General features: G+C 38.1%; 9 protein-coding genes. 3 read left to right on the top strand and 6 right to left on the bottom strand.

All coding sequences use genetic code 11. The features are described from left to right. Nucleotides 1–179: 179 nt before the first annotated feature. The 6 genes from NEOC84_RS09710 to NEOC84_RS01105 all read right to left on the bottom strand — a co-directional run bounded on the left by NEOC84_RS09710 (nucleotide 180) and on the right by NEOC84_RS01105 (nucleotide 9,591). Nucleotides 180–350, bottom strand: a complete 171-nt coding sequence (locus NEOC84_RS09710; protein WP_242678152.1) for a hypothetical protein — start codon at nucleotides 348–350, stop codon at nucleotides 180–182. Between the two features lie 39 nt (nucleotides 351–389). Further along, nucleotides 390–1,070 (bottom strand): hypothetical protein, encoded by a 681-nt coding sequence (locus NEOC84_RS09705; RefSeq protein ID WP_207391759.1) that lies wholly within the window; start codon nucleotides 1,068–1,070, stop codon nucleotides 390–392. A gap of 382 nt (nucleotides 1,071–1,452) precedes the next feature. Then, a complete protein-coding gene (locus NEOC84_RS01120; RefSeq protein WP_242678151.1) occupies nucleotides 1,453–1,929 on the bottom strand; it encodes a YkgJ family cysteine cluster protein in 477 nt (158 codons plus the stop codon). 94 nt (nucleotides 1,930–2,023) lie between these two features. After that, nucleotides 2,024–2,977: an EF-P lysine aminoacylase EpmA gene (gene epmA / locus NEOC84_RS01115; protein ID WP_166154491.1), complete on the bottom strand. Its 954-nt coding sequence runs from the start codon at nucleotides 2,975–2,977 to the stop codon at nucleotides 2,024–2,026. Further along, a complete protein-coding gene (gene efp, locus NEOC84_RS01110; protein ID WP_166154489.1) occupies nucleotides 2,978–3,547 on the bottom strand; it encodes an elongation factor P in 570 nt (189 codons plus the stop codon). A 617-nt stretch (nucleotides 3,548–4,164) separates the two neighbouring features. After that, nucleotides 4,165–9,591: a hypothetical protein gene (locus NEOC84_RS01105; RefSeq protein ID WP_166154487.1), complete on the bottom strand. Its 5,427-nt coding sequence runs from the start codon at nucleotides 9,589–9,591 to the stop codon at nucleotides 4,165–4,167. 1,626 nt (nucleotides 9,592–11,217) lie between these two features. Here NEOC84_RS01105 and NEOC84_RS01100 point away from each other — a divergent pair. The 3 genes from NEOC84_RS01100 to NEOC84_RS01085 all read left to right on the top strand — a co-directional run bounded on the left by NEOC84_RS01100 (nucleotide 11,218) and on the right by NEOC84_RS01085 (nucleotide 13,432). Continuing rightward, nucleotides 11,218–11,394: a DUF1328 domain-containing protein gene (locus NEOC84_RS01100; RefSeq protein WP_079979973.1), complete on the top strand. Its 177-nt coding sequence runs from the start codon at nucleotides 11,218–11,220 to the stop codon at nucleotides 11,392–11,394. A gap of 668 nt (nucleotides 11,395–12,062) precedes the next feature. Further along, nucleotides 12,063–12,764 carry an MgtC/SapB family protein gene (locus NEOC84_RS01095; protein ID WP_166154485.1) on the top strand — a complete coding sequence of 234 codons (702 nt, stop codon included), beginning with the start codon at nucleotides 12,063–12,065 and terminating at the stop codon, nucleotides 12,762–12,764. Between the two features lie 347 nt (nucleotides 12,765–13,111). Then, nucleotides 13,112–13,432 (top strand): hypothetical protein, encoded by a 321-nt coding sequence (locus NEOC84_RS01085; protein ID WP_166154483.1) that lies wholly within the window; start codon nucleotides 13,112–13,114, stop codon nucleotides 13,430–13,432. Nucleotides 13,433–14,115 lie beyond the last annotated feature (683 nt).

Raw genomic sequence — 14,115 nt, 5'->3', positions numbered from 1 at the left:
CTGTAACTGCCATAAGCTTTCTTTTTTGCCATGGCGTTTAATTCCTCTATTGTATGATAAAAAGCTACAAACATGGTTTCCTCCTTTCCAAACCTTTTCTCTCCCTAAATTATCCTCCTTATTTGAATTTAGAAAAAGGCTGTTTGCAATTCTCAATAGCTGCTACTTACGGAGTTCGTTTAAATGGTATTACCTAAGTAAAGCCATTGCAGCTGAGGAAGATGCCCTATCTCTATCGGAAGAGTGGTGAGCCGGTTGTCGTTTAAGTCAAGTCCTTCCAACCCAAAAAGCTGCCCTATCTCTATCGGAAGAGTGGTAAGCTGGTTGCTTTTTAAGTGAAGCCATTGCAGCCGAGGAAGCTGTCCTATCTCTACCGGAAGAATGGTCAGTTAGTTATTATCTAAGTAAAGCTCTTCTAGCTGAAATAGATGCCCTATTTCTACCGGAAGATTGGTAAGCTGGTTATTGTTTAAATTAAGCTTTTTCAGCTGCGATAAATATCCTATCTCTAGGGGTAGAAAGGTCAAGCCAGATTTAGTTAAATCTAAGCTTTTAATATCTTTGCCATGATTTTCAATCCACTCTCTGAAAAGCGCTCCTTTTTTTGTTAAAGGCAAATACTTGCTTTTCTCTTGCTCTAAGTACTCCCTTCCACCAGGGATTTTTTTCCACATTAAAAGGCGGTTAATGCTTATCAGATAAGAAGAGTAATTAGCCAGAGTAAAATATCTTTTTTCCTCGGTTATCCATTTAAATTCTAATTCTAAGGGTGAAAGAGAGCTAGCTAAAGCAAAAATTTGCTTAAAGATCACGTTAACTTTTGTAACTTCAGGAAGTTCAGCTTCTAATTTATAAATCCTATCTATAATAAGAGCCTGCTTGTGAACATCACCATGGGGAACATGCATCTGACCTATTTGCTTATAAAGGGTAGGCATGACTTCTGTAGCCAGCAAATGTCGCCATTTTGTACAGACGCTATATAAAGAAGGTGCAGCGCATGCCTTTAAAATAGGAGTCAGTATTTCATTAGGTAGATGTTCAATGGTAAGAGAAGAGCAAGGATTCATAGCATGGTCTCCTTCTAAGCTTTATGCCTATTTTTATTTAATTTTTAGAGCTATTCATATACATGGAAAAAGCAAAATTAGGAAAGCTAGATTTAAAAACAGCTTAGCGGCTTGCTTAGGCAAGCTAGTACTATAAAAAGCCATTAGAAAAGGCTATAAGGTGCTTTTTTATAGAACATACCACATTTTCCATTGGACATCTAGGGGCGATGGAGATGGGGGCTATAGAAAAAGATCGCAAAAACTGCCGACCTTAAGCCATCAGCTATGACGGATGACACTTCTATCCTAAGGTAAAAAATTTAATGAATGAGCGTCGATCAGCCAATGGTAAAGGTGGGTCTGTTTAAGCTTACCTAACAGCAAGCTTAAATAAAAGCATTTAGCTTTTCTGTATCAATGAATTTTGATTGAGGTGAAGTTGTTGTTCAATTTTTTCATAAGGAACCAGGGCTGCTTCCTCATGGATGCCTTCGCAATATTGTGCCGCTGCTTTCCAACTTTCTTCCGAAGCAAGATTCTCTTTCCACCACGGAAAGGTACGGCATTGCCGGGGGCGTTCTTGATAGATAGAACACTTTTTATCTTTTAAAAAAATACAATCATATTCATTGTTAAGATTTTTCTTTTCAATCAGGGAATATCGATTTTCGCGCTGGCGGGTATATTTTTTCTTAAACAGCTCTAAAGATATCTTTAATAGCTTAGCAACTGCCTGCATCTCTAGTTCTGTTATCCATACGTAGCCTGGCGAGCCTGTACAACATTTTCCACATTCAGTACATTGAAAACGTAGGCCTTCTTTATACCAAGGTAAGGATTTAGAAGTTTGGGTATTATCGTTATTTTTATCCATCATGTTCTCCTGTGACAGCCTTAAAGAAATTTAAGCCATATAAAACATCATAAGGTCTACCTATCAATGGCCAAACAATAAGCCTAGCGGCAATTTCTTAAGCTGTAGTCCAAGCAAAAGGAATGACCTCGGCAATCGTAGAAGCCTGATGACGTAACATCATCAAGCGATCAAAACCTACTGCAACGCCGCAGGCATCAGGAAAACCTTTTTTTAAGGCTTCCAAAAAGGCTTCATCGATGGGAAGCTGGTTTTTGCCTAAACCATTCCGTATTTGATTTGCTTCCATCAAACGCTTGCGCTGTTCACCCGCATCTCCCAGCTCATGATAGCCGTTAGCAAGTTCTAAACCGGCGTAATAAATCTCAAACCGTTCTGCGACCTGCTCGTCATTTTGCCATTTTGTCTGAGCGAGAGCCGCTTGGGTGGCAGGATAGTCAGTCAAAACACAAAGCTTATCTTTTCCTAAATGCGGCTCAACCACCATCGCTAAGATAAGATTTAGAAGAGCATCTTTTCCTTCTTTTTCAATATGAGCGTAAGGTTGAATACCTCTATTCTGCAAATATTCTATCAAATCAGGAATAGAGGCCTTCACATAATCTAAATCAGCATATTCTTGAAGCGCTTCACGATAGCTTAGAGTGTAAGCAGGTAAGGGACCCAAGAACAGGCGAACGAAATCTAAAGCTTCTGCAATCATAAATTCATAAGAGACACTTAAACGATACCACTCCGCCATCATGAATTCAGGGTTATGCTTATAACTAAATTCAGCGTCGCGAAAAACATGGGATAACTGATAAATATCACTTATTCCTTCTGCTAGCAGCCTTTTCATCCCATATTCTGGGGAAGAATGCATATAACGTATTTCAAGGTTTGCATAGCGAGCAGGAATTAAATCGATATTAGCATCAATAGAAGCCCCTTGAGTAAGAATAGGACAATCCACTTCTAGGATTTGACGCTTGGCAAAAAACTCTCGTGCTTGGGCTAGCATGAAGGCCCGATCCTTAAGGATCTTGCCTCTATTTAACTGGGCAGCCATCTATGAAACGCGAGAAACATATTCGCCAGTGCGTGTATCGACTTTAACTTTCTCACCCTGTTCCACAAAGATGGGAACCTGAATTTTAGCGCCACTTTCTACAACAGCAGGCTTCAGCACACGGCCAGAAGCTGTATTTCCTCGCGCTCCTGGAGAGGTTTCGGTAATAATCATGTCGATGAAAGTAGGAGGTTCTAGAGTAACGGGCTGCCCTTTGTAAAATACTATAAAATACAAATGATCTTCCATTAACCACTGAGCATTATCGCCTATGCTTGCAAAAGGAATTTTAACCTGATCAAATGTTTTATCATCCATAAAGACGACCCCGTCCGCCTCTTTGTAAAGCATGCGCATTTCGGCTTCGACTACATCAGCAACCTCTGCTTTATCTCCTGATTTAAAAGTCTGTTCAATCGTACGTCCTGTAGTAAGATGCTTTAATTTCACACGATTAAAAGCTTGTCCTTTGCCAGGCTTAACAAATTCATTGCTTACAATTGTATAAGGTTGTCCATCCACTTCCACTTTTATTCCAGCTTTGAACTCATTTGTACTAATTTGTGCCATAAAAATTCCTTAAACTCTGCTTTTTTTTAAATAATAGATGACAATTTAACATAAGTGACATAGCTTTGTCCAGTTGTACAAACAATAGATTACTTTAAGTAGACCCCGTTACATTTCCTTGCTTATGACAAATTACTTTAACGCCAACGAAGAGAAAAAGTAATCTGACGATCAGTCCTAACGCTTAAGCCTCTCCATGTTATATTTACGCCTGCGCCCATTTAAGCCAATGATTAGCAGCTAGAAGCTTTCCTAAATCTATTGGGACCTTAGTGCCCCTACTATGCTAGGCTGGGCTTTATTTCTCATCAATCTTTTAAGACTTACTCTACCATCCTTTTAGCCAATTCGATAGTAAGAGTTCTGAAGCTAAAGGATAAGCATCTTATCAACAATAACCTTCTGCAACGAAAAGGATGTATGATTAAAATAGTAAACGAGCCAGGGGAAAAATATATTTCTAAGGAAAGTCCTTTCTAGAAAGTTGAGGGCTAGCCAATAGCTTATAGCCATTTGCCAAAGAAGACTTTTCTCTAAGTTTTCGGGCAAAGAAATTAGCCTTTTGGCTACCAGCTAAAAATTTCAAACATTCTATAACTAATGAAACAATGGTTTACTTAAATTCGATTTTCTTTATTCCTTAGTAATAAGGAGGTGAGAGGTTTTATGATCTCCGCATCATCCACTAAATTATGCGAAATATCGACCTGAGTGAGCGACCTATTGCTTTCCACAAGGTTAGCTAAAGCAGTAGCACCTTTGTTGCCTATCAAATTAACCTTAAGAATAAGTTCGACGAGGGAAGAATTGTATTTTAAGGCTTTAGATAAAGCAAGAGCACCTTCATCCTTTATGCGATTATTTTCAAGAACAAGCTTAGTAATTGAGACTTTGCTTTTTAGGGATTTAGCTAAAGCAATAGTACCTCTATCTGCCAGCTGATTATTAGAAAAGTTTAGCTCTGTGAGCGAAAAGTTTCTTTCTAAGCTCTTAGCAAAAACGCTAGCTCCTTCTTCATTTATTTGATTCCCGCTAAGTTCAATAATGGCAAGGGAGGAATTGTTTCTTATCCCCTCAGCAAAAGCCATGATACTCTGAGAGTCTAGCGGTACATCATAGAATCTTAAATGGGTAATTGAAGATGTACCCTTTAGAGCTTTTGCTAAAGGGGTCGCTGCAGAATAATTTATCTCATTACCCCAGAAGCTCAGCCGATTGAGCGTCTGGTTATTTTCTATGACCTGTGCTAAAGCCATAGCAAATGGATCAGCTATTGGAAAGCCGGAAAGGTCTACCTCTTGAAGCGAAGAATTTAGCCTAAGGCCCTCTTTTAAAGCTTTACATTCCTCTTCTGAGAGAAGGTCTTGGGTAATCTGAAGAGTGCGAAGAGTATTCTGAAACAAGTCTCTAACTTGCAAGGTAATCGCTAAAGAAGAAGGAGGGAGATTGTACCGCATTAGCAAGGAAGGATCACGATGAGGTAACGTTAAACTTTTAAGACATGGATAGGTCTCGATGAGCGATGCAACCTGATGGGCAGGAAGATTTACGCACCCTTCTAAATCAAGCTTTTCTAAAGAAGGGGCTTCTAGCTGTAGAGAGGTTAAGGCTGCATTATTTTTTAAAGCAAGAAAACGCAGGTTGGGAGCTTTCAAAGCCAGCTTAGAAAGACGCCTACAATTAGAAAGGTCAAGAGAAGTTAAGCAAGGCAATTCTACAAAAGAAAAAGATTTTAAGGTATCACAATGGCTAGCATCTAACTTGGTAAGAACTTTAGAAGCTTCTAATAAACGTTTCAAAAGAGACCCATCTAAAAATTTACAATTTTTTAACGACAAACTGCTGAAAGAAGAAGCAGCCATAGCTTTAAGCAAAGCTAGCTCTTGCTTTTGCTTAGAAATTTTTAAAAAAGCTAGGGCAGCTTCACGTAAGCTATCCGTTAAAAGATCTTGAAAAGGTTCAATATTTCCTTTTTTTATAGCAGCAGCAACCGCTTGAAGATGGCGAGGATTGCTTTGGCTGATCAGCATCTCTAGTTCTTTTAAAGCCTCTTGGGGTAGATAGCGCTTTTCATGCCTAGCTAGATCTTTAGCGGGTATATTGCTTGATTTTAAAAGTGAGCTGGTAGTACTACTAGTTACTAAGCATTGCTGAGCTTTATCATAGAAATGTCCTGGCCCCTTCAAGAAGCGCTCGTAGGGAGAAGCGACTGTATCCTGCAGAAGATGGGCATAATATTTTCCCAGCGAAGGATCTAAGCGGAAGAGAAGCTCTAGAGGAGTCAACGCGGCGTTGCTTTCTATCGCACGCTGCATACATGTAAGCTTTTGGTAAATTCTAACAATAGTTTTTGGAGGCAAAAGAATAGAAATCACAGGTTTTTGCTTGTTATAAGCATAAACATAATCACGCTCTTTTTCGTTAAAGAGACTCTCATAGCGCTGCTGCTGCTCATCGAGGTTCTTTAGCCACGTTTGCAAGATCTCTAGGGGCTTAATTTTTAGGAAAAGCTTTCTCGTTTCAGGATGAAGAGCAGTATGCATTTGATTTAAGCAAAATAGGATACATTTAACTTTCAGTTTTCCATCCTTAGAAAAAGAGGGAAGAAAAGCATGGTCGTTATCGATACTTACGAGTTGATCTTTTTTTTCCCCTTGATGATTAGTAAAGGATTGCAAGATGTAGTTATCCGGTTTACCATCCTCCGGATTGACTAACATAGCTAAGAGCATCATATTGTGCACTCGATGCAAATCTAGATTGGTTAAAGTGCTGCCTGCTTTTAAGACCTCCTCTAAATTCTTGCCTTCACTTGTTTCTGAAACTAACAGAGGATAAGGATTACGACGAATATTGTAGCATTTGAACAATTCAGCCTCCGGAACGCCATGCCCAATAATCAAGCGATGAAGCCTTCCTACGGCATACTCCATTCCTGCCATCTCAGGATAAGGCTTAAAATGAAGCTTACGATGCAGATAGCTAACGGCTACAACGGCACTGCGTCCATATGTGCGAGGAAGTTTGTAAAACTCTAAGCCTGCATCAAGAGGGAGTTGTTGCACGACTTGAGGATGCAACTGTGCTTTGCCGGAATCGACTCCTTCCCATTCAAATCCTTGGCCGGTAGCTTTTGTAGTAAAGACAGCAAGAGAGCGTAGGTAAGCAAAGGCTGGCAATTGAGCTTCAAGACAGGAAAGAGCTTGCGCAAGATGAGGGTCATGGGCATGTTTATTAACAAATTTTAAAATCTTAGAAGGATGAGCTTTAGCACCAGCTCCATTTTTAGCTAGCTCAATGAATATAGAGAGGTTATCTTCAGCCATAGCTTTTTCTAACGGCGTCTCCCCCTGCCGAAGAAGATCTGGGTAGTCCAAATCCGCCCCCCTCTTAACTAACTTGGCTAATAAAACGCTAAAGCGGCTAGATGCATAAGAGGCACGATTGATCAAAGGAAAAATAGGAGGAGAGCTCTGTTCATCTAAAGCATTAGGATCAAGCTTTTCGTGTGCCAGCAAAAGTTCTGCGATTAAGAAAATCTGCTCTTCTTCCAAGTTAGGTAAGTGATAGATGCGCATAAGCTTATGTAAAGCTGTTTGTCCTGCTTCATCGGCTTGATTGATTTCAGCTCCTAGCTGAAGAGCTAGTTTAACCAAAGAAGCCCTACCCAGATCGATAGCTATAAACAATAAATTTTGCTTTTGTGCTAAGGAAAGAGGCAAAGGTGGGCAAAACGAAAGATTAGCAATCGCTTTCAGTGAAGTAAGCTGGGTAGGAATGCCGGCGAGCCAATCTAATGAGGATAAAAAAGCACTTACTTCTTCTTCAAAGGATATCAGGCACGGTAAAGCATTGGAGGAAGATAAAGGAGAAGTGCCGACCAGAGCTTCAACAGTTGTGCTTTGATGGTGCAGAGATAGCAATGCGTCGAGTGGATTGGCATGTTTATGCATAAGAGCTTGATAGCAGGCAAAAGCGGTCGGTTCCAAAACTTTAAAAAGATCGTGGTGGGTGATTAAATCTTGCTTAAGTTTATCCTGCACGAGCTGCAGTTTTTTAAAAAATATAGTCAACAGCCCCTTCGGCAATAAAAGGGGAATATCCAACTTTTTTTCAGCTGTTTCATCTAAAAAATCTTCGTTAGTTAGCTGTTTTTGGAAAATAAGCTTTTTATATTGTTGATTTCTTTGGTCGAGTCGCTTAATCCAGCCCAGCAAGAAATCGAGCGGGTTTAAATTTTTTAGAAATTCCTTGATTGAGGGGGCAATAGATTGGTCCATGCATCCTTTCAGCAATAAAGGCAGGCATTTCAAATGGATTCCATGCCCTTTTTCTGCTGGAATAATCGCAGGCTCAAAAGCTTGATCATTATCAATGCAGACAAGCTTTAAGCTCTCTAGTTCTTGATCTTTCCAAAAAAGTTCTACAATATAGTTATCTGCTTTGCCATCATTAGGCAGAATAAGGAGGCTGGCCAGGATTAAGCTGCTAAAAGCCTCTTTGTCAATTTTTTGTAATAAGAGGGGAATATGACGAAAAAGCTCTTCTATAGGTTTTTTAGGAAAAAGCTTAGCAATCCAGCGCAAAGCTAAAGGTAGCTCAATTAAAGAAGCTAAAGAAGCATTTGCAGCTAGCCTAGGATGCAACTTGAGGATGGCTAAAAGCTGCCAAAAATTATCTTCTTCTTTATTTTCTAAAAAATCTTTACGAAAAAGGTCCAAGCCTTGCTCATCAGATTTTAAACTAAAATCTCCTATGCAAGAAAATTCTTTTAGGCGCAGCTCCTCAGGTAGCTGTTCCATCCACATTTTATAAGCATGGAAAAGCTTTTCAGGAGCAGATGAGTAAGGTTTATGCGCTTCCTCTAAGAGATAAGGCCAGCTTTCAATCAGCTCTCCAACAGTTAGTAAACGTTCATCGCATAACAAATCAAATATTTCTAAAATGCTGATGAGATCCACCAACAAAATAGCTGGAGGACGTTTGGTTTCAACAGAATGACCTATTGTATAGCCCACCTGCACTGTATAAGACTCAAAGCCAGTAGCTTTACATAATCTCTCTTTAAGCTGAGGGTATTCTTTAAAGATCTGAAAAGAAGTTTTACCACGCCATAGCTGCTCATTAAAAATCTGTTTGGCCTCCTCATCTGGTGAAGCGTGCCAATTGAAAATCCTCATACTTGAAATTTTAAGGAAAGAGGTAGGAGCGGCAATTAGAGAGTTTGGCGAAAAAGCTTGGGTTAAAGAAGTAGCAGCATACTCCCAAGCAGGTTTCAAATAATCAGAAACAATTGCAGCTTTAGGATTACCTTTACAATGTAAGCCTCCTAAAGAAGCCACTGCATGCCTACCATGCGTATTAGTACGGCAAGGCAGCCCTAGATCATCCATAGAAAGCATAGCAAGAGCTTTATTTATGTCAAGGAGGAGAAAACCCACAGAATCTCCACAGACTTGGACTTTCAAGGCTAGCAAAGCCTCTCGCTCCCTTAAGCTAGAGGCCTCAAGGAGCTGAGTAATAAAGTTAGTATAATAGGTCTCTAAAATTTTTAGCTTATCTTTAAAAGAGGAAGTTGGGATTGAAGCTATAGTATCTACAATAGTAGCCAAGACGCTATGAAAAGGTTGTAAACGTGGGTAGGAAGTCACATTTATCCCCTGTTCAATTATCTCCTTTCTCTGCTCTTCCGTAACTATGAACCAAGGTAACTTAAGAGAAGGCACAAGCTTAGCCAGCTTATTTCTTTCTTTGGCAGTATAAAGAGAAGACTCGGCATGAAGGTGAGCGATGGTTTCCCCTAGCAGATCTTTTTCTTGGCCTAAATAATTTATTAAACGCTTCTTTAAAAGCTTTTCTTCCTGTGTACTTCTTATAGGCTTTTGAGGCCATATTTGCGGGCCACGAGGAGATAAAGAAGGGGTAGTGCAGCTTGGCTCTATAAAAGGTGAAAAAGAGACATCGCTACTAGAACCTCCTGATTCTAGGGCCGGTTCTTGATAAAAAACAGGTTGCAAAGGGCCTAATGAGGAAGTGATTTGCATATAAATTCTTTAACTTCTTTGGTTGTTTATTACTACTTTTAATTGTTACAAGTGAAAAATTAAAAAAATAATCTCTATTTTTCTTAGCAAAGCATTTAGTTATTTTTCTTAAGCAAGTTTTCTACACGCTTAGCTATAGATAAAGGCTAGCGTTTTTTTTTTAGCTTGTATAGCTTGGGTAAGCAGCGCTTAAATATTATCAACCTCCCCTCTAAAGACATCAGCTAAAAGGAGGCATTTTGGGTTGACCTTGCACAATAATGTCCGTCCTTTAAAGATAAAGGGCTGTTAAGGTTATATGCATATTTCCTTGTAAAAAGGCAGAAAAGAAAAAGGTTTAGCAATTATTTTTTCTTTACCTCTCCTCGATAATTGTCTAGATAGATTCCTCAATCGATTCCTTTTTTTTCCTTCATTTGCTGAAATGCTTTTTCTATAGAAAGGACATTTTAGCTTATGAAATAAGCACCTATTACCTTCCAATAAGAAAAACAATTTAAATCCCTAAAATATTACCCAAAAAATTAAAATTGGATTTTTAAAGATTTTTTCTTATTTCGTCAAGAAGAGGTTATCTTCATAAACTTACTTTAAATATAAGGCAGCTAAAAAAAATTTGCTGGGCAAGATAGTGGGTAATGAAACAAGAAAAAAAATTGATTTAAGATCTTATGGATATTTAGGCTCACCCCTTAGAGGGCCGAATTAGTCATAGCGAAATCACTAGCTATTTTAATATCTAGCACTGTAAAAAACCTCACAACTATGGCAATATGCTAAAAGGCAAGCTTGCCAAATGCACCCAGATACAGGTGAAATTATTGATTATTGAGGACGAGACAAAAAACTCTCTATAGATCAAACCCTCATTAGAGGTTAACATTTTTCCATATCTTTAAAGAAACATTAAGCTAAGAGCAATGCTTTTCTTTCAAACACCCTTTGCTATAAAATTAGGGTTATCCTGTCATTTTTTCCTAGGCTGTAGAAAGATGCTACCTGAGTGGACAATCTAAAAATCGTTTTCAAAATTTAATGATAGTTGATTCCCGATAGGAAAACAAATAGATAGTTTTCCTCTAAAGACTTAAGCCTTCCCGGCAACATTATCTCCTCCTGCTTTTTAAGAGACGAGACAGCTCTATAACCATTCTTTGCTTTATTATTAAAGCATTAAATTCTAATGCAGGAGGCTGCTTCAATCTCCATCAAGCTTAACCTGGGAAAAGTTTTTAAAATTGGCCGAAGGAGGATAGTATTTATCGCTTGCATCATTCGTAGCCCCCTTTCAAGGTTTCTTGAATCTAGAGTTTTGTCTTCAATGACTCATATGATATGAAAACTTCTCTCTTGTAGGGAAGGCTCTTCAATCAGAATTTGAGCCCCAAGTTTTTTTTAGGTGGGTTTATTTGATATTAAATTATTTCTAAGCCCTTGCAAGATAGCCATCAAGCAAAGAAGTTCTCGATAACGTGTAAAAAGCTTTATTTTTTTAGTCTTTAAAAAAATTAAAGCCTAGAAATATATTAAATAAGGCCTACGCATTTGAAAATGCTTAAAACAAAAACTGAAAAATTTTTTATATATTATCTTAGGATGATAAAAACTAACAGCGAGGATATACATATGTTATATTGGTCATTAACATTTTTGATTATTGCTATCGTGGCAGGCTTAATGGGTTTCAGAGGTATTGAAGGCATAGCCGCTACTATCGCCAAAGTTTTATTCATCGTTTTTCTTATTCTTTTTATTATTACTATGGTATCCGGATATGGGATGATGGGTACTCCTCAGCCTTAAATTAAGCGCTAAGCAACAATTTTTTCTAAGGAGATACTAAGCTACAGACCTTTCTAGAGTTTTGTAGCTTGGTATCTACTTTGGAAAGCTAATCGTTTAAGATTTGCTAAACATGAATGCTTTAAGCTTTCAATTAGAAAAAGCTTATATAAGAAAAATTTACTGAGAAGACAAAGCTTGCTAGAAGATTAGGCGTTTTTTTCACAAGTTTCTAAGCGGTATAATTCATAAGATTAATTTTACCTGGCATGTAGATAAGCCTTGCATGATTGCATGTTCATAAAACAAATCCGCTTCGTAAAGCCTACCTTCTAGACTAACGGGATTTAGCCTAAATTAAAATTATTAGCAACTCTTGAAGATAAATCCTTCAAAGAACAAGCTGGAGTACGGCAGCCAGGCAACTAACTATAGAAACTTCACCTGCAAGCAATTTTTTCTTTTTTATTCCATTTCTTAATTTTAGCTGCTAAGGCTCTACCCAAGTAAAATTGTATAGACAAGAGCTATCTTATTCCTTTTTTACCTTTTTTCGATAGTCTATATAGTTTTCCACCTAGGACTATGCAAAAAAACAAGCTTAAATCAAAATATACTTGAAAGTATTGATAAAATATTATCCAATCAGCCTTAATCCAAGAATGTAAACATACTAGAGGTAGATATTTATGCTTCCAGCCTTACCTGCAGAAGAAATGATTTTGAGACTTTTGCTATCAGGCTTGCTGGGTGGCTTAATCGGATTTGAAAGAGAACGATTAAGCTGGGTCGCTGGCCTACGCACACATATGCTCGTATGCTTAGGATCTACTCTTATCATGCTTGTCTCGCAGTACGCTTTTCATGAAGTCGTGCATGAAGGATTAATTAATTTAGATCCTTCACGTGTAGCTGCCCAGGTGGTTAGCGGAATTGGTTTTCTAGGAGCTGGCACCATCCTTTTTTTAAAAAATGTGATCCGCGGTCTGACAACAGCAGCAAGCTTATGGGCGGTGGCGGCAGTCGGTCTAGCTATTGGAGGAGGGCTTTACTTGGCAGCAGTTAGTACAACCCTGCTCATTCTAATCATCCTTGCTGGAATAAAACCTCTTGAAAAAAGATTTATCAAAAAAAATCGAGCTGTAGGTCTACGGTTTGGTGCCAAAAATGGTGCTATTCACTTAGCTTCCCTGCAAGAGATTTTAATCACTTTAAATAAACGTTATGATTCTAGCCGCCTACAAATAGAAAAAGTAGGAGATAAAGAAATTTTTCATTTATTGTTCAAGGCTGCTTCTCAAGCTCATTTTATAGAAATAATTGATGAACTACGTAAGCTAGAAGGCATTGAAAATATCGAACTTATTGATGATGCAGGAGCCTTCCCTTAGCTGTTATAGAGCTTTAACCTCTCCATAAGCTTAAGGCCTGGCTTTTTTATTTCTGGTTATCGCGCCTTTTTGGCCCACATCTAATTCCTAGGGTGGTAATAAAAAATAAAGCATGCTATTTCATTTGTTTAACAGGGAGATAAGTTATGGAGTTGAAAGCAATAAACCAAACTATAAAACAAATAAAGAAGAGCTAGCACTATTTTTAAGGCCTTTTAATGAGGATAATCACGGGGAAGATGTCTCCATTGGTACCCTGTATGGTTTACATAAAGCATAGCCTCTAATATGTCTTGTTTGAAACGTTTATAGAACCTGCCTCCTTTTTCATAGGAGACAGAGAAAATATGCTTGATTTCTTTCCACTCCCTATTACTTTAGCTAATTACACCTCTTATCTGTTAAATATTAATCGCCTCTTAATGTGGAAAAAATTATCTGGTGGGGAGGGATACTTAGAGCAAAAAGAGATCAAGCATTTATCTTTAGCAGAAAAAGGAGATCTTTTTAAAGATTGGATTGAACGGTATGGCAGAGCTATTAAAAGCTTGCAATTAGAAGGAAGCGGTTTAACCTTTTTACCTCTAGAGATAGGGCAATTATCACAGGTGGAGGAGCTTTTCTTAAACAATAATAAGCTTACCGCTCTTCCTAACGAATTAGGGTAGCTCCGTAGGCTTAGAAGATCAGGGGATCGGGTCCCCTTTAAGTAGTGATAGATGAGGTGTATACGAAGCTTATCCTTTAAAAGCTTATCTAGAGCATGAATGCTGTTTTTATATATTAGCTGCGCTATCTAAATTCCTAATTATTTTTTTTTGCTAAGGACTCTAGGAAAAATGAGGCTTTAAAATTTATTAAAGGCTGGGGGAAAAATGATGAAGGTAGACAGCTAGTCTATCAGTGACCAGGGTTATACGCTAATCATCTGACAATGAATAAAAAATGTAAATTCTGAGCCTCTCAAGAACAATGTTAATAGCTTAGAGGATAAGAACTAGCATGCGCCCTGCTGTAGTAAATAAGCAATTAGATCATTTACGTCTCAAGATTTCTAATAGCTACGGATGTGTATAAAGAGGCAGCAATCATAGGGAGAGAATGCACTTAAGCTCTTGATAATAAGAAGATAATGCATATTAAAAAGCATGCAAGAAGTAGAAAAAAGCTATTTGCAAATATTTTGACCGTGCAGATGCCCACAGAATCCTCTCTAAAACTGGAGGTATCCTGTGAACGCTTGCATAAACAGGAAAAAGTTTATTCGTTTCTCTTATCTAGAAAGAAATAATTCCATATTATATATTTAAAAGACTATTTATATAAAGTTATATCCTTTATTTCTATAAAC

The sequence above is a fragment of the Neochlamydia sp. AcF84 genome, from assembly GCF_011087585.1.
GTDB lineage: Bacteria > Chlamydiota > Chlamydiia > Chlamydiales > Parachlamydiaceae > Neochlamydia.
The sequence above is the reverse complement of the archived record's forward strand: the minus strand, read 5'-3'. Positions and strand labels throughout refer to the sequence as shown.

Excerpts from the sequence above, each read along its gene's own strand:
- NEOC84_RS09705 (WP_207391759.1), bottom strand. The coding sequence starts at position 1,070 with ATGAATCCTTGCTCTTCTCTTACCATTGAACATCTACCTAATGAAATA.
- NEOC84_RS01120 (WP_242678151.1), bottom strand. The coding sequence starts at position 1,929 with ATGATGGATAAAAATAACGATAATACCCAAACTTCTAAATCCTTACCT.
- epmA (WP_166154491.1), bottom strand. The coding sequence starts at position 2,977 with ATGGCTGCCCAGTTAAATAGAGGCAAGATCCTTAAGGATCGGGCCTTC.
- efp (WP_166154489.1), bottom strand. The coding sequence starts at position 3,547 with ATGGCACAAATTAGTACAAATGAGTTCAAAGCTGGAATAAAAGTGGAA.
- NEOC84_RS01105 (WP_166154487.1), bottom strand. The coding sequence starts at position 9,591 with ATGCAAATCACTTCCTCATTAGGCCCTTTGCAACCTGTTTTTTATCAA.
- NEOC84_RS01100 (WP_079979973.1), top strand. The coding sequence starts at position 11,218 with ATGTTATATTGGTCATTAACATTTTTGATTATTGCTATCGTGGCAGGC.
- NEOC84_RS01095 (WP_166154485.1), top strand. The coding sequence starts at position 12,063 with ATGCTTCCAGCCTTACCTGCAGAAGAAATGATTTTGAGACTTTTGCTA.
- NEOC84_RS01085 (WP_166154483.1), top strand. The coding sequence starts at position 13,112 with ATGCTTGATTTCTTTCCACTCCCTATTACTTTAGCTAATTACACCTCT.